Below are 18,236 nucleotides of genomic sequence, written 5' to 3'. Positions count from 1 at the left end.
GGCTTTGGCCGCCCGGCTCCTCTCCAAGACGGTAGCCGGCGCATGACCGATCTCTCCCTCTCCAATCAAGCCATTGCGGGGAAGACCGCGCCGCCCGCCGAGGCGCGAAGGCTGCGGCTGCCGACGCAGTGGCTCGGCGTCACGCCGTTCTTCGTCTTCGCGATCATGTTCCTGATCCTGCCCACGCTCTACCTGATGCTGGGCGCCTTCCAGAACGACGCAGGCGAGTTCACGCTCGAAAACATCGCGGCCCTGGCGCAGCCGTCGATCGTTGCCGCCTACTGGATTTCCATCAAGGTCAGCCTTGCCTCGGCTCTGATCGGCGCCTTCGCCGGGCTCGCCATCGCCATTGCCATCGTGCGTGGCGGCCTGCCGGACTGGATACGCTCCGCGACGCTGACATTTTCCGGTGTCGCTTCCAATTTCGCCGGCGTGCCGCTGGCCTTCGCCTTCCTTGCCACGCTGGGCCGGCTCGGGCTCGCCACCGTCATCCTGAACACCGTGTTTGGGCTGAACATCTACGCGCACGGCTTCAACATCCTGTCCTTCTGGGGCCTGACGCTGACCTATGTCTACTTCCAGATCCCGCTGATGGTGGTCATCATCACGCCGGCTATCGACGGGCTGAAGAAGGAATGGGGTGAAGCCGCCGCGACGCTCGGCGCGACCACGGCGCAGTATTGGCGCATGGTGGTCATTCCGGTGATCTGGCCGAGCTTCCTCGGCACCGTGATCCTGCTCTTCGCCAACGCCTTCGGGGCGATCGCCACCGCCTATGCGCTGACCGGTTCCTCGCTCAACATCGTGCCGATCCTGCTCTACGCGCAGATCCGTGGCGACGTGCTGCACAACGCGCATCTCGGCTATGCGATCGCCTTCGGCATGATCGTCATCACCGGTCTCGCCAATGTCTTCTACATCTGGTTCCGGACCCGCTCGGAGAGGTGGCTCAAATGAAGTCCGGCAGATTCTGGGCCTGGGTCGTCTTCGCGCTGGGCGCGGCCTATTTCTTCATTCCGCTGATCGCGACCGTCGAATTCTCGATGCGCATGCGGCGCGGCGCCTATTCGTTCGACGCCTATCAGATCGTGCTGGGGGACGAACGCTTCCAGGCCACATTCATGTATTCGGTGGTCGCGGCGATCTTCACCATCATCCTCGGCGTGCTGATCGTGGTGCCCGCAGCCTACTGGATCCGGCTGCGTCTGCCGCAGATCAGGCCGGTGGTCGAGTTCATCACGCTGTTGCCGCTGGTCATTCCGGCCATCGTCATCGTCTTCGGCTACATCCGGATGTACGGCTCCAACTCGCCGCTGCCGTTCCTCGCCAGCGACACGGGCACCAACGCCCTGCTGGTCATCGGCTATGCGACGCTGGCGCTGCCCTACATGTACCGGGCGGTCGATACCGGGCTGCGCACCATCGATGTCAGGACGCTGACGGAAGCGGCGCAGATCCTCGGCGCCGGCTGGGGGACGATCATCACCCGTGTCATCCTGCCCAATGTGCTGATCGCGGTGTTGTCGGGCGCCTTCCTGACCTTCGCCATCGTCATCGGCGAATTCACCATGGCGAGCCTGCTCAATCGGCCGGCCTTCGGACCGTATCTGCAGAATATCGGCGCCAACCGCGCCTATGAGCCGGCGGCGCTTGCCATCATCGCCTTCGCCATCACCTGGGGCTGCATGTCGCTGATCCAGATCCTGTCCCGCTTCGCGCCGAAATCGGCGAACCGCCCGAACTGAAAGTCAAAGCCATGGCCGAGCCGTTCCTCTCCATCCAGCATGTGCGAAAGTCCTTCGGTGCCACGACTGTGGTCGAGGATTTCAACCTCGACGTTGCGCCGGGCGAGTTCGTCTCCTTCCTTGGCCCATCGGGCTGCGGCAAGACGACTGTGCTGCGCATGGTCGCCGGTTTCGAGGAGCCGAGCGCCGGCAAGATCGTCGTGGCTGGCAAGGACATCACGCGGCTGAAGCCCAACCAGCGCAATGTCGGCATGGTGTTCCAGGCCTACGCGCTGTTTCCCAATCTGACGGTGGCGCAGAACATCGGCTTCGGGCTGAAGGTGGCGGGCATGGCCAAGGCCGCCATCGATTCCCGCGTCGCCGAGATGCTCGACATCATCAAGCTGCCGCAGATGGCCGACCGCTATCCCTACCAGCTTTCTGGCGGCCAGCAGCAGCGCATCGCGCTGGCGCGCGCGATCGCGCCGAAGCCGAAGCTCTTGCTGCTCGACGAGCCGCTGTCGGCGCTCGATGCAAAGGTGCGCGTGTCGCTGCGCGAGGAGATCCGTTCGATCCAGAAGAAGCTCGGCATAACCACCATCTTCGTCACCCACGACCAGGAAGAGGCGCTGTCGATCTCCGACCGCATCGCCGTCATGTATGGCGGCAAGGCCGAGCAGGTCGGCACGCCGTTCGAGATTTACAACCGGCCGGCGACGAAGTTCGTCGCCAATTTCGTCGGCACACTCAACGTGCTGGAAGGCACGGTCACCGACGCCGCCGCCGGCAAGGTGCGTGTCAATGCGCAGGAGGTTGCGCTCGAGGGCAAGCTCAATGGCTCGAAGTCCGGCGACACGCTGTCGCTGGCGCTCAGGCCCGAGGCGATTTCGCTGGGATGGCAACCCGGCCATGACACCAGCCTTTCCGGCGAGATCGCCGAAGTGCACTTCCTCGGCTCGGTCATCCGGGTGCGCGTCGGCATTGGCGGCAACACGGTGTCGCTCGACACGTTCAACAACTCGACGACGCCACCGCCCGTGGTCGGCGAGAAGGCGGACATCTCGTTCTCGTCCGGCGACATGCTGGTTTTGCATTAGGAACAACGTCGTTCTTTCGCACGTCGACCGTTGCAAACCATCAGGAGCCGATGTGTCCGCAATGACCAACCGTCGACGCCGCCCCTCATCCGCCTGCCGGCACCTTCTCCCCGTATAGTGACGGGGAGAAGGGGTTGGCCGCGACGCCGGCGCCTCATTCCTCAACGGCGATAGTTAGCGAAATCATCGGTGCCGGCGTCTTTCTCCCCGTCACCATACGGGGAGAAATGCCCGGCAGGGCAATGAGGGGCAGCGCCGACCTGAGCGGCTAGCGTTGAAAATCCCGTCGAAGCCTTGGCCTGCCTCTTTCCAGGCAGGCCAAGGCTCCGACAATCAACAGCATCTTGCCGCTTTGCCACTGCCAAGCTCCTTGCTTCGCCGCTACGATAAGACATGGCCCTGTTCGAACTGACCCTTGTCCTGCTTTTGATCGCCGTCGCGCTGGCGGCGCTGTCGCGGCGGCTGGAGGTCCCTTATCCTTCGCTGCTGGCTTTGGCCGGGGTGGGGATCGCCTTCGTGCCCGGCGCGCCGACCATCGAGATCGATCCGGAACTGGCGCTTGCGCTGTTCATCGCGCCGGTGCTCCTCGACGCTGCCTATGACACCTCGCTGCGCGACCTGAAGCGCTACCGGCTGTCGCTCGCGCTGCTGGCGCTTGGCGCCGTCGTCTTCACCACCGTGGTCGTTGCCTTCGTCGGCTGGAAGATGGCCGGGCTGCCGATCGCGGCGGCGATCGCGCTTGGCGCTATCGTCGCGCCGCCCGATGCCGTGGCCGCGAGCGCCGTGCTCGGTCAGTTCAAGGTGCCGCACCGCATCACCGCCATCCTGCAGGGCGAGAGCCTGCTCAACGATGCGACCGCGCTGCTGATCTACAGGATCGCGGTTTCGGCCGCCATCGGCTCGGTCATGCTGAAGGACGCGGTGCCGGTGATCCTTTTGTCGACGGTTGGCAGCGTCGTCGCCGGCTATCTGTTCGGCCGCTTCTCGCTGCTGACACTGACGCGCATCGAGGATGCGGCAAGCAGCACCGTGGTGCAGTTCGCCGGTACATTCGGTGTCTGGATAGTTGCCGACAGGCTCGGGCTGTCGGCCATCATCACCATCGTCGTCTATGCCATGACGATTGCGCGCACCGCGCCGCGCCTGATGTCGGCGCGCAGGCGCGTCAGCACCTATTCGGTCTGGGAATCGGCGGTGTTCGTACTGAACGTGCTGGCTTTCGTGCTGATGGGCCTGCAGGCACGCTCGATCGTCGGCCGGCTCTCCGGCGACGGGCAAGGCGATGCCTTTCTCTTCGCCGCGACGGTGTTGGCCGTCGTCATCGCGGCGCGCCTCGTCTGGGTCGCGAGCTACGTTGCGGTCATGCGATGGGTTGCCGGCGTCGACAGTGAAGACAAAAAGCGCGATGCGCCGACATTTCGCGGCGCCGTGCTCGTCGGCTGGTGCGGCATGCGGGGACTGGTGACGCTGGTGGTGGCGATTGCGCTGCCGACTGGCTTCCCGGGGCGTGACCCGATCGTGCTTGCTGCCTTCGCGGTCGTTCTCGGCACGCTGGTGCTGCAAGGCATGAGCCTGAAGCCTCTGCTCAGGATACTCGACTTCGAACCGGATACGACGATAGACCGCGAGGTGGCCGAGGCGCGCGTCGCCGTCATGCAGGCCGCGCTCGACGTCCTGAACCACAAGACTTCGGCCGCGGCGGCAGTGGTGCGCGAGCAGTATGAGGCGCAGCGCCGGGTCGCCGAGAACCCCGAGGACGCCCAGGCGGCGACCGAATACGACCGGCTGCGCCTCTATGCCATCAAGCGCCAGCGCGACGCGCTGGAGGAATTGCGCCGCAGCGGCACGATCGGCGACGAGGCCTATCACCGGCTGGAGGAGGAAATCGACTGGTCGGAACTGGCGGCGTCGCCGGCGGGGCGGTTCCAGCCGCTGACGACCTAGGCGGTTTACTCCTCCTGGCCTAGCCCCGTCGCCATTGCGGTCCATTGCAACACCATCACGGAACCGCTAGTGCCATCGCCGAAAGTTGAGCCGGGTAATCAATGAAGCTCGTCAGCTACAACATCCAGTACGGGTTCGGCAGCGACGGCCGCTACGATCTGGCGCGCGCCGCGCGCGTCGTCGACGGCGCCGACATCATCGCCTTGCAGGAGGTCGAGCGGCACTGGCAGCGGACCAACGAGGACGACCAGCCGGAAATTCTGTCGCGACTGCTGCCCGATTACCACTGGGTCTACGGCCCGGCTTTCGACATGGATGCCAGCGAGCGGCGCGACGGCCGCATCGTCAACCGCCGCCGGCAGTTCGGCACCATGGTGCTGTCGAAGCTGCCGATCGTCTGGTCCAGGTTGCATACGCTGCCGCTGCGCCGCACGGTGCGCCCGCTCAACACGCGCAACGCCGCGCTGGAATGCATGATCCGCGCGCCGTCAGGGCCGGTGCGGGTCGTCTCGCTGCATCTCGCGCACATTGCCGCCGAGGAGCGGCTGGAGCAGATCGACTATCTGCTGGCCGAGCATCGCCGGGCGCCGTCCGAGGGCGGCCCGTGGAGCGGCGCCGACGACGAACCGCAGCGCAACTGGAGCAATGGCGGGCCGGAGCCGCAGAACCCGCTGGCGGCAATCTGGCTGGGCGACTTCAACATGGAGCCTGATAGCGCCGAGTACCGGCGCATCGTCGGCGGCACACCGTACCACCGGGGGGCGGCCTATCGCGACGGTTTCGTCGATGCCGCCGCCGTCGCCAGCGAGCCGGTGGCCGATTTCCACACCCATGAAAAGATCATCGACGGCAGGCTGGCAAAGCGCCGGCTCGACCATTGCTTCGTCGGCGGCATGCTTGCCACGCGCGTGCGCTCGGTCGGCGCCGACATCGGCGAGATCGCGTCCGACCATTTTCCGCTGAGGATCGATATCGACCTCGAGACGCCAGGCCTCGCCACGACTTCCGGAGGCGGATGACCCAGGCATGACGCTTTTCGTCTTCTTCGCGGTGCTTGCCGCCGCCGCCATGCACGCGATCTGGAACGCGCTGGTCAAGGTGCATCTCGACCGCTTCCTGTCGATCACGCTAATGACGCTCGGCATGGGTTTCGCCGCGCTGCTCGTGCTGCCCTTCGTCGAGGTGCCTAAGGCCGAGGTGTGGCCATTCATCCTCGCCTCGGTCTTCTTCCACATGGGCTACCGGACCTTCCTGATCGGCGCCTACAAGGCCGGCGATTTCGCCCAGACCTATCCGCTGGCGCGCGGTACTGCACCGCTGCTCTCCGCCCTTGGCGGTATGGTGGTGGTGCAGGAGGTTCCCGCGCCGCTTGCCATTCTCGGCATCCTGCTGTTGTCGGCCGGCACGCTGGTAATGTCGTTTCGCGGCGGCGTCCATCTGGAGCGGTTCAACCTGCGCGCGGTCAGTTTCGCGCTCGGCACGTCGATCTTCATCGCCAGCTATACGCTGTCCGACGGCAGCGGCGCGCGGCTGGCGGCGACCGCGCAGAGCTATGCCGCCTGGCTGTTCGTCTGCGACGCCGCGTGGGCGCTGGTGCTGTGTCTCATCTTCCGGGGGCCACAATCGCTGCCAGTGTTGGCGCGCGACTGGAAGGCGGGGCTGTTCACCGGCGTGCTCAGCGGCGCCGCCTACTGGATCGTCATGTGGGCTATGACCAAGGCGCCGATCGCCTCGGTGGCATCGCTGCGCGAGACCTCGATCCTGTTCGCCATGCTGATCTCGGTCGTCGCGCTGGGCGAGAAGATGACGCGCTGGCGCGGCGCTGCCGCGCTCAGCATCGTCGCCGGCGTTGTCGCGCTGAGGCTCGGCTGACCTCTATCTGTTTGTTTGAGCATGATCTTTTCCGAAAACCGGGACCCACTTTTCGGGATCATGCTCTAGCACCGTCATCACCTGGCCGCGCCGTTCCGGGCTGAAGCGGATGACGACGATGATGCACACCGCCACCACGCCAGCGAACAGCGCCAGCGCGTAGCCGTAGCTGCCGCCTGGCGCCTCGGCGATGCCCGCCTGATAGGGGCCGCCGTAGGAAGCGGCGAGGTTGCCGGCCTGGTAGATGAAGCCGGGCAGGGTCGCGCGCACGGCGCCGGGCGAAAGTTCGTTGAGGTGGACCGGGATGACGCCCCAGGCGCCTTGGACCGCCACCTGCATGACGAAGGCGCCGATCGCCAGCATGAAAGGCGTGGTCGAATAGGCCCAGAGCGGAATCGCCGGCAGGGCGATGATGCAGGCGAGCGTGATGGCGTTGATGCGGCCGATCCTCTCCGACAGCGCGCCGAATGCCAGGCCGCCGACGATGGCGCCGATATTGGCGACGATGGTGATCCAGCTCACCGTGTGCGGATCAAAGCCATGCTGCTTCTTCAGGAAGGTCGGGTAGAGGTCCTGGGTGCCGTGGCTGAAGAAATTGAAGAACATCATCAGCACGACGGCGTAGAGGGCGATGCCCCAGTGCCGCTGCAGCGTTTCGAGAAGTCCCGGTCTGGTCCTTTCCCTGGCCTCGATGAAGGCTGGCGATTCCGGCACATGCGAGCGGATGAAGAGCACGATCAGCGCCGGCACGAAACTCAGCAGGAACATGGCGCGCCAGCCGATGGTGTAGCCGGCGATGGTCTGCTGGTAGAGCAGCCCGTAGACCACCGCAGCCAGAAGATAGCCGGCCGGATAGCCGCATTGCAGGATGCCCGAAACCATGCCGCCCGCGCGGGGTGGAATGGATTCCATGGCGAGCGAACTGCCCAGCCCCCATTCGCCGCCCATGGCGATGCCGAACAGAGCGCGCAGCGCAAGGAAGATGCCTAGATTGGGCGAGAAGGCGGCGAGCGCCCCCATCACCGAATAGCTGACGATGTTGAGCATGAGGATTGGCTTGCGGCCGTATCTGTCGGCGAGCATGCCGAAGAAGAACGCGCCGATGAAGCGCGTCGCCAGGGTCAGGAACAGCGCCTTGGAGACCGCCGGGACGTCGGTCTGGAATTCGGATGCAATATCGGTGAGCAGGAATGTCAGAAGGAAAAAATCGAAGGCGTCGAGGGTCCAGCCCAGGAATGATGCGAGTACGGTCTTCTTCTGTTGTGAATTGAGATTCAAGGCATGCCTCCTTTGCACCCGCCGAAGGAACGATATGTCCTCCGCTTCGCAAAAGAGAACGGGCGGCCGGCCGGTTTTCGACCGGCCAGCGGTCACATTTCCGTAACCTCGAGGTCGAAGACCATCAGGCCGTCAGTGCCGCCTTCAAGGGCGGCGACCAGCCGGGCGCCTGCGCGCTGATGCGCCTCGTGCACCAGATAGGCGTCGCGGGCGGCGGCGTCGCGGAAGTCGATGGTGAAGCCGTGGCTGAAGCCGCGCGCAAAGGGTTCCGGACTGACATTGGCGCTGAAATGGACCTTGTCCATGCCTTCGATCGCCCAGCGCAAAGCTTCCAGATCGGCGTGGATCGCCGCGCGTTCGGCCGGGCTGACGTCGCTGCGGAATTTGACGAAGACGCAATGCCTGATCATGACTCTCTCCTCAAGCGGCGCGGTTGCCGGAGAAAACGGCCGGCGGCAAAGGTTCGCGGCCGAGGATCAGGTCGGCGCCCTTTTCGCCGACCATGATGGTCGGCGCGTTGGTGTTGGAGGAGGGGACGCGCGGCATCACCGAGGCGTCGCAGACCCGCAATCCTTCGATGCCGCGCAGCTTGAGGTCAGGCGTCACCACGGCCATGTCGTCATGGCCCATGCGGCAGGTGCCGACCGGATGATGGTCGGTCTTGGAACTGCGGCAGGCATAGTCGAACAGTTCGTCATCGCTCTGCAGGGCAGGGCCCGGCAGGACCTCGCGCAGCACGTAAGGGGCAAGCGCCTTCTGCCGCATGATGTCGCGCGCCAGCCTGAGGCCCTTGATCGACATGTCGCGATCGTAGGGCTCGGACCAGTAGTTCGGGTCGATCAGCGGATGGTCGGCGGGGTCGGCGCTCTTCAGCCGCACCGTGCCGCGCGAGCGTGGGCGCAGAAATGCCGAATTCAGGGTGACGCCGGGGTTCTTCAGCTTCTCGACTCCGGCCTCGATGCCGGAGCCTAGGCCGAGGTGGAACTGGATGTCGGGCGAAGCGGCGGTCGGGTCGGCGTACCAGAAGCCGCCGGTCTCGAACAGGCTGGAGGCCACCGGCCCTTTCTTCAGCAGCAGATACTGCAGGCCGGCCCACATCGTCCGGTGCAGCTTGGCGTAGTTGTCGTAGGTGTGGTCGCCGGTGCATTCGGCGATGACGAACAGGTCGAGATGGTCCTGCATGTTGGAGCCGACGCCCGGCAGGTCGTGGACTGGCGTCACGCCGACCAATTTCAGGTGATCTGCCGGGCCGATTCCCGACTGCATCAAAAGCTTGGGCGAACCGATGGCGCCGGAGGAGACGATCACCTCGCGCCCGGCGCGCAGGATCGTCTTTTCGCCGCCCGGCCTGTCGACCACCTCGACACCAACGGCGCGGCCCTTCTCGACGACGATGCGGGTGACCAGCACGTCTGTCCTGACGCTCAGGTTCCTGCGGGCGCGGATCGGCTTCAGATAGGCGACCGATGCGGACGAGCGCCGCGCGTCCTTCTGGGTCAGCTGGTAGTAGCCGACGCCCTCCTGGCTGGCGCCATTGAAGTCCGGGTTGAAGGGGATGCCCATCTCCTGGCTGGCGCGGAAATAGGCTTCGCAGATCGGCAGCGGCGAGATCGGGTTGGAGACGCCGAGCGGCCCCTGGTCGCCATGGAAGTCGTTGGCGTAGCGCTGGTTGTTCTCGGCGCGCTTGAAATAGGGCAGCACGTCGCGATAGGCCCATCCGGCGAGGCCCTCTTCCTTCTCCCACGCGTCGTAGTCGCGGGCATTGCCGCGCGTGTAGATCTGGGCGTTGATCGAGGAGCCGCCGCCGACCACCTTGGCCTGCGTGTACCAGAAGACGCGGTCCTTCATGTGCTTCTGCGGCACGGTCGACCAGCCCCAGGAGGCGATGCCCTTGGTCATCTTGGCGAAGCCGGCCGGCATGTGGATCAGCGGATGCCAGTCCTTGCCGCCGGCCTCCAGCAGCAGCACCGAATTCGAGGGATCCTTGCTCAGCCGGTTGGCGAGAACGCAGCCGGCCGGGCCGGCGCCAACGATGATGTAATCGGTCATTGTCTCATCCGTTCAGAGCCGCGGTATGGAGAGCGCACCGTCGACATTGATGATCGAGCCGGTCGAAAAGCCGAACTTGCCGCTGGCAAGCGCGGCCACCACGGCGCCGATATCCGATGCCTCGCCCCAGCGTTTTGCTGGCACCAGACCGCCTTCGATCAGCGCGTCATATTTGGCGGCAACGCCTGATGTCATGTCGGTGCGGATGATGCCAGGCCGCACCTCGAACACGCCGATCCCTTCGGCAGCGAGTCGCAGCGCCAGGGTTTTCACCCACATCGACAGGCCGGCTTTCGAGACGCAGTAGTCGGCGCGCTCCGGCGAGGCCGCTTCGGCGCTGATCGAGGTGATGGTGATGATCGATTTCGCCTGATCGCTTGGTTTCGCCAGCATGGCCTTGGCGACGGCCTGGCTGAGGAACACGGTGCCGCGCAGATTGATGCCGAGGGCGCGGTCGAAATTCTCCGGCTTCAGCTCCAGCAGATCGCCGCGCACGACGGCGCCGACGCCGGCATTGTTGACCAGGCAATCGATGTGGCTGAAGGCGCCCATCGCGGTCTCAACCAGCGCCGCGTGGGCGCCGAGATCGGCGATGTCGCAGCTTGCATAGGCGAACTTCGCGCCGCGCGCGGTGATATTCCTTGCAAGTCCGTCGGCAGGCTTGTCGGCCAAGTCGGCGACCAGGATGTCGAAGCCGGCATCGGCCAATGCCTCGGCGCAGGCCAGTCCGATGCCCCGCGCGCCGCCCGTGATGATGGCCGCCGGGCGGGTCATGCGGAAAGCTCCGTTTTGCGGATGTGATCGGCCACGCGCAGCGCCTGCGCCGCAATCGACAGCGCCGGGTTGACCGCGGCCGAGGTCGGCAGGAAGCCGCCGTCGACGACGAACAGGTTCTGGTGATCGTAGGCGCGGCAGAACGGGTCGAGCGGCGAGCTGCCCGGATCGTCGCCCATCCTCACCGTGCCGCACTGGTGCGAGGGCGTGCGCTTGTCGAAGGGACGCGACAGCACGATCGGATAGCCGCAAGCGCGGAAATTCTCGCGCATCACCTTGGTCAGGCCTTCCAGCGACTGCATGTTGGAGCGCCGCCACTGCATGACGATGTCCTTGCCGTCGACCATGATGCGGCTCTCGGGGTCGGGCAGGTCCTCGCACATCAGATACCAGTCGACGGCATGGCCGGCCATGAAGTCGAGCGCGAATTTTGGCGCCAATTTCACGTTGGCCCTCAGCATGTTGCCGTCGATCTTGCCGAGCAGTTGCACATTGCCGAGCGGCTTGCCGCCCTTGCCGTCCGACAGATAGTAATCGTTGAGCATCAACGTCTTCTGGTAGACGGCGTCGTTGCGGCGGCGCGGGTCGATCGCCAGCATGGCGCTCGAATTGTGGTTCATGAAGTTGCGGCCGACCTGGTCTGAGCTGTTGGCAAGACCCTTTCCATCGGAGGAAGGCGAGCGCAGGAGGATCACGGCGGAGTTGACGGCGCCGGCCGAGAGGATGACCAGCTTCGGCGAGAGCGTCTTTTGCGCGCCCTTCTGCGTGTAATGGATGGCGGCAATCGACCTGCCATCCGGCGATGCCTCCAGATAGTCGACATGGGCACCGGTCTCGAGCCGGATGTTCGGGTCGGCAAGGGCCGCCGCCAGCGGTCCGGTCTGCGCATCGACCTTGCCCTGGCCGGCATTGGGAAACGCGTCCCAGCCTGTCCTGCCGTCCTTCAGCCAGGCGTCAATGTCGACACCGAGCGGCAGCGATGCAGGATGCAGGCCGAGCCCCTTCAATTCGGCACGGGCGCGCGCGATCGGCGCCTCGTCGGGCACGGGTTTGAAAGCGTAGGGAATCGAATGGAAGGGCTCTGTCGGGTCTTCGCCCAGTGTGCCGCGCACGCGAAAAAGCTGTTCGGCCTTCGAATACCACGGCTCGAACTCCTCGTAGGAGAACGGCCATGCCGGCGAGACGCCGCCGAAATGCTCCATGGCGGAAAAGTCTTCCTTGCGGTAGCGGATCAGCACCGCGCCATAGAATTTCGAATTGCCGCCGACATAATAGTAGTTGCCGGGATTGAAGGTCGCGCCGCCGGCCTCGCGCCACATCTCCTTCGGCCGGTAGTGGCCGTTGACGAAGATGGCGCGGGTGTCGCGCGTCTCCGGCGTCGCCGGCAGCGGCTCGCCGCGTTCCAGGATCAGGATCGAGGCGCCACTGCCGGCTAAGCCGGAGGCGATCGTGGCGCCGCCGATGCCGGAGCCGATGATGACGATATCGGGGCTTGCCATGGCGGTCAGAGAATGCGCTTCTCGGTCGCCGGATCGAAGAACACGGCCTTGGTCAGGTTGAAGGCGAGCGGCGTCACCGTGCCTGGCTGGATCTTGGCATCGGCGCGCAGCCGCGCCACCACCGCCTTGCCGCCGAGATTGGTGACGGCGAAGGTGTCGGAACCTGCCGGCTCGATCACCTCGATGTGGCAGTCGGCAGTGGCGATGCTGGAGGCGTTGCGTTCGGCGCCTTCCGGATCGGTCAGCGCCTCCGGACGGACGCCGAAGATGACCGGCTTGCCCTGGAAGGCCGACAAGCCCGCCGTAGCCCCGGCGAGCGGCAGCGAGATCGGCTCGCGCCCGTCGCGCTGCAGCACCACAGACAGCCCACTGCCATTGCCACCGATCGTCGCCGGCACCAGGTTCATGGCCGGCGAGCCCATGAAATCGGCGACGAAGATGTTGGTCGGGTTGTTGTAGATCTCGGCCGGCGTGCCGAACTGCTGCACCTCGCCATCGCGCATCACGGCGATCTTGGTGGCCAGCGTCATCGCCTCGATCTGGTCGTGGGTGACGTAGACGATCGTCGTGCCGGTGTTGGCGTGCAGGCGCTTGATCTCGATGCGCATGTCGACGCGCAGCTTGGCGTCGAGGTTGGAGAGCGGCTCGTCGAACAAGAACAGTTTCGGGTCGCGCACCAGCGCCCGGCCCATGGCGACACGCTGGCGCTGGCCGCCGGAAAGCTGGCTCGGCTTGCGCTGCAGCAGGTGGCCGATCTGCAGCACCTTGGCCACCTTGTCGATCGCCTTCTGGCGCTCGTCGGCCGGCACGCCGCGCATCTCCATGCCGAATGAGATGTTCCCGGCGACCGTCATGTTCGGATAGAGCGCGTAGCTCTGGAACACCATGGCGATGTCGCGCTTGGACGGATGGAGATCGTTGATCGCGCGCCCATCGACGCGGATCTCGCCCTCGGTGATGTTTTCCAGCCCGGCGATGGTGTTGAGCAGCGTGGACTTGCCGCAGCCGGACGGACCGACCAGCACGAGGAAGCCGCCCTTCTCCAACTCGACATTGATGCCCTTCAGGATCTCGACATTCCCGAAGCGCTTCTTCAGCCCATCAATTTCCAGAAAAGCCATGGTCGTTCCTTAAGCAAAAAGAGGGTCAGCCCTTGACCGCGCCCGCCATCAGCCCGCGCACGAAATAGCGGCCGGCGACGACGTAGACGAGAAGGGTGGGGAGGGCAGCGATCATCGCCGCCGCCATGTTGACGTTGTATTCGACGACGCCGGTGGAGGTGTTGACGACGTTGTTCAGCGCCACCGTCATCGGCATCACGTCGCCGGTGCCGGCATAGGCGGAAGCGAACAGGAAGTCGTTCCAGATGTTGGTGAACTGGTAGATCACGGTGACGACGAAGATCGGCATCGAATTCGGCAGCATGATGCGGCGGAAGATCTGGAAGAAGGACGCGCCGTCGACCTGCGCCGCCTTGATCAGTTCGGTCGGGAAGGCCTCGTAGTAATTGCGGAAGAACAGCGTGGTGAAGCCGAGGCCGTAGACGACATGCACGAAGACGAGGTTGACCGTCGAATTGCCGAGACCGAAGTTGAACCCCGTCGCGTTCTGCAGGGTGACGCCGAAGCGGCCGATGCTGCCGAGGATCGTCGCCATCGGCAGCAGCACCGACTGGAACGGGATGAAGCAGGCGAACAGCATCATCGCGAAGACCAGCGTGTGGCCACGGAAGCGCCATTTGGTCAGCACATAGCCGTTGAGCGCGCCGAGCAGCGTCGAGATCAGCACCGCCGGCACCACCATCTTGATGGAGTTCCAGAAGTAGCCCTTGATGCCGGCGCAGGTGAGACCGACGCAGGCCTCGCCCCAGGCCTTCCACCAGGGATCGAAGGTCGGCGCCTGCGGCAGCGCCAGCATGTTGCCGTTCTGGATCTCGTCCATTGTCTTGAACGAGGTGACCAGCATGACGAAGAGCGGCATCAGGTAGAAGATCGCGAACAGCGCGAGCAGCCCGTAGATGACGATGCGGTTGATCGTCCTAGCGCTGATGCCGCTCGAGGTCGGGCGGGCGGGTGAGGCAACAGTGCTCATCGCGGCTTCTCCCTGAGCTCGGAATAGAGGTACGGCACGATGATCGCGGTCAGCGTCATCAGCATGATCACGGCGCTCGCCGAGCCGACGGCCATCTCGTTGCGCTTGAAGGTGAACTCGTACATGAAGTTGGACGGCAACCAGGCCGAGCCGCCCGGTCCGCCGCTGGTCAGCGCCACCACCAGGTCATAGGACTTGATGGCGAGGTGGGCGAGGACGATGAACGCCGAGAGGAAGACCGGCCGCAAGAGCGGAATGACGATGCGGCGGTAGAGCTGGAAGGTGGTGGCGCCGTCGATCTGCGCCGCCTTCATGATCTCGCCGTCGATGCCGCGCAAGCCGGCCAGGAACATCGCCATGATGAAGCCGGAGGCCTGCCAGACACCGGCGATCACCACCGTGTAGATGACGAAATCCTTGTTCTTGATCCAGTCGAAATGGAAGCTCGTCCAGCCCCACTGGTGCAGCGTCTGCTCGAGGCCGAGGCCGGGATCGAGGAACCATTTCCAGGCGACGCCGGTGACGATGAAGGAGAGCGCCATCGGGTAGAGGTAGATCGGCCTGAGCATGCCTTCGCCGCGGATCTTCTGGTCGAGCAGGATGGCCAGGAACAGACCGAGCGCAAGGCAGATGAAGATGTAGAGGAAGCCGAAAATGCCCATGTTGGTGATCGAAGTGTACCAGCTCGAGGGCGGATCGCTCTCGAAGGTCCAGCGCCACAGCCGCTGATAGGCGCGGGCACCAGTGATGGCATAGGACGGGAAGGTCTTGGAGTTGGTGAACGACAAATAGATCGTCCACAGGATGAAGCCATAGACGAAGACGATCGTCGCCGCGAAGCTCGGCGCCAGCACGATCTTCGGCAGCAGATCCTGCAGCCGCGAGCGAACGGACGCACCTGGGCGGGCGTCGTGCTCCGGTGTCAGCTTCGCAGTGGTTTCGGCTACTGTGCTCATCGGCTCATCCAGTACCGGTTCGTCGGGGACCGGCCGGCGCAAAGCGCCAGCCCGGGCAACCCGGACCTTGCCTCGGTAGAAACCTCCCCCGCCCTGGGGCGGGGGAGATTTGTTTTGAGCGCCGCTTACTTGGCGTCGTCGATCGCTTTGACCAGCTCGGTCACGGCCTCGTCCGAGGTCTTGATCTGGCCATGGACGAACTTCGAGACGACGTCCTTGTAGGCGTTGGCGACGGCCGGCGGGGCGCCATAGCCCTGGGCCAGCGAGCCGAACAGCGTGCCGCCCTCATTGGCCGCCTTCAGGTCGGCGATGCCCTTCTTGCCGCAAGCGTCGAAGTCGGTGTCAGGCACGTCGGTGCGGGCCGGAACCGAACCCTTGACGACGTTGAAGGCCGACTGGAAGCTCTTCGACAGCGTGGCGGTGGCAAGCGCTGCCTGGGCGGCCTTGCGGTCGTCCGGAACGTTGAACATGCCGAACATGTCGGAGTTGTAGATCACCGAGCCGTCGGTGCCCGGGAAGCGATAGCACAGGAAGTCGGTGCCCGGGGTCTTCTTGGCGGCGTGGAACTCGCCCTTGGCCCAGTCGCCCATGACCTGAACCAGCGCGTCGCCCTTGATGACCATGGCAGTGGCGAGGTTCCAGTCGCGGCCCGAGAAGTTCGGGTCGACATAGGTGACCAGCTTGGCGAGGTTGTCGAACGACTTCTTCATCGTGTCGGACTTCAGCGATTCCTCGTCGAGGTCGTTGAAGGCCTTCTTGTAGAATTCCGGGCCGCCGGTCGACAGCACGACGGAGTCGAACATCGTAGCTTCCTGCCAGTTCTGACCGCCGAGCGCGAGCGGGATGACGCCCGCGGCCTTGGCCTTGTCGAGCAAGGCGACGAAGTCGTCGAAGGTCTTCGGCTCGGCGCCGCCGATCTTGTCCATCACCGCCTTGTTGATCCACAGCCAGTTGACCGAGTGGACGTTGACCGGAGCCGCGACCCACTTGCCGTCATAGACCGAGAACTTCTGCAGGGCCGCCGGAACCGACTTGTCCCAGCCTTCCTTCTTCGCCGTCTCGGTCAGGTCGCCCATGACGCCGGCGGCGGCATAGTCGAGCACGGTGTAGCCGAGCATCTGAGAGGCGGTCGGGTAGTTGCCGGCCGCGACCATCGCCTTCAGCGCCGTCATCGCGGCGTCGCCGCCGCCGCCAGCCACCGGCACGTCCTTCCAGGCATAGCCTTCCTTGGACAGATCCTCCTTGAGGACGTTCAGAGCAGCCGCTTCGCCGCCCGACGTCCACCAATGCAGCATCTGCACTTCCTTGACGTCGGCGGCATGCGCCGAAAACGCAAAGGTCGACGCAAGAGCCGTTCCGATAAGCAGTTTGCGCAACATGTAGTTCCTCCCTTGTTGCATGCACATAACCGACGGATGTCCGCCGGGGTCTCCCAACTCAGCCGACCCACCAACCGGTGCGCTGGCCGCGATGAAACTGGATTGTCTTTTCCTCTGTATAGTCCTCGACAGCGCGCTTGCCGAGTTCACGTCCGAGACCGGACTGCTTGTAGCCTCCGAACGGCAGCTCGGGGTAACCTTCCATGAACGTGTTCACCCAAACCGTCCCCGAACGCACACTCCGCGCCACCGACATGCAGGTGTCGATGCTGGCGCTCCACACACCCGCAGACAGACCATAGGGCGTGTTGTTGGCGATGTGCAATGCCCTTTCAATCGATTCAAAAGTCAGCACGGAAAGCACCGGGCCGAACACTTCCTCACGCGCGACGGCCATGTCCTCGGTGACGCCGCGGATGATGGTCGGATCGAGATACTGGCCGGCGTTTGACGCGAGCTGGCGGCCGCCGGCATAGACGGCGCCGCCGTCGCCGGCCGCAGCCGTCACATAGCCGGCTACCTTGGCCAGATGGTCGGTGGAGATCATGGCGCCGACCTTGGTGCGATCGTCGAGCGGATCGCCGACCGTCACCCTGGCGGTCAGCGCCTTGACGGCGGCGAGGAAGTCGTCGGCGATCGCTTCATGCACGATCAGCCGGCTGCCGGCGTTGCAGCATTCGCCGGCATTGAAGAAGCCGCCGAACACCGCGGCGTCGGCGGCGGCTTCGAGATCGGCGTCGGGGAAGACGATCTGGCCATTCTTGCCGCCGAGTTCCATCGACACCTTTTTCAGGGAATTCGAGGCGGCAGCCATGGTCATCTTGCCGACCCGGGTCGAGCCGGTGAAGGACACCATCTCGACCAGCGGATGGCTAACCATCGGCGCGCCGACATCGCCGCCCAGACCGGCGAGGATGTTGACGACGCCGGCGGGGAGGCCTGCTTCGAGCAGGATGTCGCCGAGCACGAAGGTAGAGGCCGAGGTCATCTCGCTCGGCTTGACCACCGCCGTGCAGCCGGCGGCGAGCGCGAAGGGCAGTTTCTGGCTGACGATCAGGAAGGGGAAATTCCACGGCGTGATGATCGAGACGACGCCGATCGGCTCGCGCAGCACGACGCCGAGCATGGCGTCTCCGAGATTGGCATAGCTCTCGCCATGCAGCGTGCGGGCGAGCGAGGCGGCATAGCGCCAGATGTCGACGGCGCCGCCGATCTCGCCGCGCGCCTGGGCGATCGGCTTGCCGGATTCCAGCGCGTCGAGCCTGGCGATCTCTTCCAGTCGGACCTCGATCAGGTCGGCCGCCTTGAGCAGGATGGCAGCGCGCTCGGACGCCTTCATGCGCGGCCAGGGGCCGGTCTCGAAGGCCTTGTGCGCGGCAGCCACCGCGGTCTCGACTTCCGCTTCGCCGGCCTGCGCATAGCGCGAGACGGTAAAGCCGTGGCCGGGGCTTCTGCGCTCCAGCACGCGGCCGTCGCGGGCCTCGACATGCTTGCCGTCGATCAGCAGCTTGTAGGTCTTCGGCGCCGCGGACGCCTCGGCCGGCATGGAAATCTTGAGGGGTGCGTTCATCGG

At 64.9% G+C, this 18,236-nt stretch carries 16 protein-coding genes; 6 read left to right on the top strand and 10 right to left on the bottom strand.

What is annotated here, in order from left to right; genetic code table 11:
• The first annotated feature begins 42 nt into the window (after positions 1 to 42).
• From PU724_RS03035 to PU724_RS03010, 6 genes are all read left to right on the top strand, one after another.
• Complete coding sequence (locus PU724_RS03035; protein ID WP_127284142.1) at positions 43 to 957, top strand: ABC transporter permease; 915 nt, start codon at positions 43 to 45, stop codon at positions 955 to 957.
• Entirely contained in the window at positions 954 to 1,745 is a 792-nt protein-coding gene (locus tag PU724_RS03030; RefSeq protein WP_126058391.1) for an ABC transporter permease, read from the top strand. Before PU724_RS03035 ends, PU724_RS03030 begins: the two co-directional genes overlap by 4 nt.
• Before the next feature lie 11 nt (positions 1,746 to 1,756).
• Positions 1,757 to 2,821, top strand: coding sequence for an ABC transporter ATP-binding protein (locus PU724_RS03025; RefSeq protein WP_127284141.1), 1,065 nt, complete (start codon positions 1,757 to 1,759; stop codon positions 2,819 to 2,821).
• 393 nt (positions 2,822 to 3,214) lie between these two features.
• On the top strand, positions 3,215 to 4,765 hold the full coding sequence (locus PU724_RS03020) for a cation:proton antiporter (protein WP_354419595.1): 1,551 nt from the start codon (positions 3,215 to 3,217) through the stop codon (positions 4,763 to 4,765).
• Positions 4,766 to 4,866: 101 nt separating this feature from the next.
• Positions 4,867 to 5,784 (top strand): endonuclease/exonuclease/phosphatase family protein, encoded by a 918-nt coding sequence (locus PU724_RS03015; RefSeq protein ID WP_354419593.1) that lies wholly within the window; start codon positions 4,867 to 4,869, stop codon positions 5,782 to 5,784.
• Between the two features lie 7 nt (positions 5,785 to 5,791).
• Positions 5,792 to 6,637 (top strand): EamA family transporter, encoded by an 846-nt coding sequence (locus tag PU724_RS03010; RefSeq protein ID WP_354419591.1) that lies wholly within the window; start codon positions 5,792 to 5,794, stop codon positions 6,635 to 6,637.
• A gap of 3 nt (positions 6,638 to 6,640) precedes the next feature.
• On the opposite strand, the gene PU724_RS03005 is transcribed toward PU724_RS03010, so the two are convergent.
• The 10 genes from PU724_RS03005 to PU724_RS02960 form a co-directional block, all read right to left on the bottom strand.
• The gene (locus PU724_RS03005; RefSeq protein ID WP_354419589.1) at positions 6,641 to 7,915 is read right to left on the bottom strand and encodes an MFS transporter; all 1,275 of its coding nucleotides are present in this window, start codon (positions 7,913 to 7,915) and stop codon (positions 6,641 to 6,643) included.
• Between the two features lie 92 nt (positions 7,916 to 8,007).
• Positions 8,008 to 8,325, bottom strand: a complete 318-nt coding sequence (locus PU724_RS03000) for a Dabb family protein (protein ID WP_354419587.1) — start codon at positions 8,323 to 8,325, stop codon at positions 8,008 to 8,010.
• 10 nt (positions 8,326 to 8,335) lie between these two features.
• Complete coding sequence (locus PU724_RS02995) at positions 8,336 to 9,964, bottom strand: GMC family oxidoreductase (protein ID WP_354419585.1); 1,629 nt, start codon at positions 9,962 to 9,964, stop codon at positions 8,336 to 8,338.
• A gap of 12 nt (positions 9,965 to 9,976) precedes the next feature.
• Positions 9,977 to 10,738 (bottom strand): 3-ketoacyl-ACP reductase, encoded by a 762-nt coding sequence (locus PU724_RS02990; protein ID WP_354419583.1) that lies wholly within the window; start codon positions 10,736 to 10,738, stop codon positions 9,977 to 9,979.
• Complete coding sequence (locus PU724_RS02985) at positions 10,735 to 12,237, bottom strand: FAD-dependent oxidoreductase (RefSeq protein WP_354419581.1); 1,503 nt, start codon at positions 12,235 to 12,237, stop codon at positions 10,735 to 10,737. The genes PU724_RS02990 and PU724_RS02985 overlap by 4 nt, the downstream gene beginning before the upstream one ends.
• 5 nt (positions 12,238 to 12,242) lie before the next feature.
• Complete coding sequence (locus PU724_RS02980; protein ID WP_320319569.1) at positions 12,243 to 13,358, bottom strand: ABC transporter ATP-binding protein; 1,116 nt, start codon at positions 13,356 to 13,358, stop codon at positions 12,243 to 12,245.
• Positions 13,359 to 13,383: 25 nt separating this feature from the next.
• Positions 13,384 to 14,328, bottom strand: coding sequence for a carbohydrate ABC transporter permease (locus PU724_RS02975; protein WP_127286870.1), 945 nt, complete (start codon positions 14,326 to 14,328; stop codon positions 13,384 to 13,386).
• Positions 14,325 to 15,284 (bottom strand): carbohydrate ABC transporter permease, encoded by a 960-nt coding sequence (locus tag PU724_RS02970; protein ID WP_126058401.1) that lies wholly within the window; start codon positions 15,282 to 15,284, stop codon positions 14,325 to 14,327. Before PU724_RS02970 ends, PU724_RS02975 begins: the two co-directional genes overlap by 4 nt.
• 125 nt (positions 15,285 to 15,409) lie before the next feature.
• Positions 15,410 to 16,663, bottom strand: a complete 1,254-nt coding sequence (locus PU724_RS02965) for an ABC transporter substrate-binding protein (RefSeq protein ID WP_126058402.1) — start codon at positions 16,661 to 16,663, stop codon at positions 15,410 to 15,412.
• Positions 16,664 to 16,721: 58 nt separating this feature from the next.
• Positions 16,722 to 18,233: an aldehyde dehydrogenase family protein gene (locus tag PU724_RS02960; protein ID WP_354419577.1), complete on the bottom strand. Its 1,512-nt coding sequence runs from the start codon at positions 18,231 to 18,233 to the stop codon at positions 16,722 to 16,724.
• Positions 18,234 to 18,236 lie beyond the last annotated feature (3 nt).

The organism is Mesorhizobium abyssinicae (assembly GCF_049887195.1).
Taxonomy (GTDB): domain Bacteria; phylum Pseudomonadota; class Alphaproteobacteria; order Rhizobiales; family Rhizobiaceae; genus Mesorhizobium; species Mesorhizobium abyssinicae.
The sequence above is the reverse complement of the archived record's forward strand: the minus strand, read 5'-3'. Positions and strand labels throughout refer to the sequence as shown.

Coding starts and splice junctions, on each gene's coding strand:
- PU724_RS03035 (WP_127284142.1), top strand. CDS start 43: ATGACCGATCTCTCCCTCTCCAATCAAGCCATTGCGGGGAAGACCGCG.
- PU724_RS03030 (WP_126058391.1), top strand. CDS start 954: ATGAAGTCCGGCAGATTCTGGGCCTGGGTCGTCTTCGCGCTGGGCGCG.
- PU724_RS03025 (WP_127284141.1), top strand. CDS start 1,757: ATGGCCGAGCCGTTCCTCTCCATCCAGCATGTGCGAAAGTCCTTCGGT.
- PU724_RS03020 (WP_354419595.1), top strand. CDS start 3,215: ATGGCCCTGTTCGAACTGACCCTTGTCCTGCTTTTGATCGCCGTCGCG.
- PU724_RS03015 (WP_354419593.1), top strand. CDS start 4,867: ATGAAGCTCGTCAGCTACAACATCCAGTACGGGTTCGGCAGCGACGGC.
- PU724_RS03010 (WP_354419591.1), top strand. CDS start 5,792: ATGACGCTTTTCGTCTTCTTCGCGGTGCTTGCCGCCGCCGCCATGCAC.
- PU724_RS03000 (WP_354419587.1), bottom strand. CDS start 8,325: ATGATCAGGCATTGCGTCTTCGTCAAATTCCGCAGCGACGTCAGCCCG.
- PU724_RS02995 (WP_354419585.1), bottom strand. CDS start 9,964: ATGACCGATTACATCATCGTTGGCGCCGGCCCGGCCGGCTGCGTTCTC.
- PU724_RS02990 (WP_354419583.1), bottom strand. CDS start 10,738: ATGACCCGCCCGGCGGCCATCATCACGGGCGGCGCGCGGGGCATCGGA.
- PU724_RS02985 (WP_354419581.1), bottom strand. CDS start 12,237: ATGGCAAGCCCCGATATCGTCATCATCGGCTCCGGCATCGGCGGCGCC.
- PU724_RS02980 (WP_320319569.1), bottom strand. CDS start 13,358: ATGGCTTTTCTGGAAATTGATGGGCTGAAGAAGCGCTTCGGGAATGTC.
- PU724_RS02975 (WP_127286870.1), bottom strand. CDS start 14,328: ATGAGCACTGTTGCCTCACCCGCCCGCCCGACCTCGAGCGGCATCAGC.
- PU724_RS02970 (WP_126058401.1), bottom strand. CDS start 15,284: ATGAGCACAGTAGCCGAAACCACTGCGAAGCTGACACCGGAGCACGAC.
- PU724_RS02965 (WP_126058402.1), bottom strand. CDS start 16,663: ATGTTGCGCAAACTGCTTATCGGAACGGCTCTTGCGTCGACCTTTGCG.
- PU724_RS02960 (WP_354419577.1), bottom strand. CDS start 18,233: ATGAACGCACCCCTCAAGATTTCCATGCCGGCCGAGGCGTCCGCGGCG.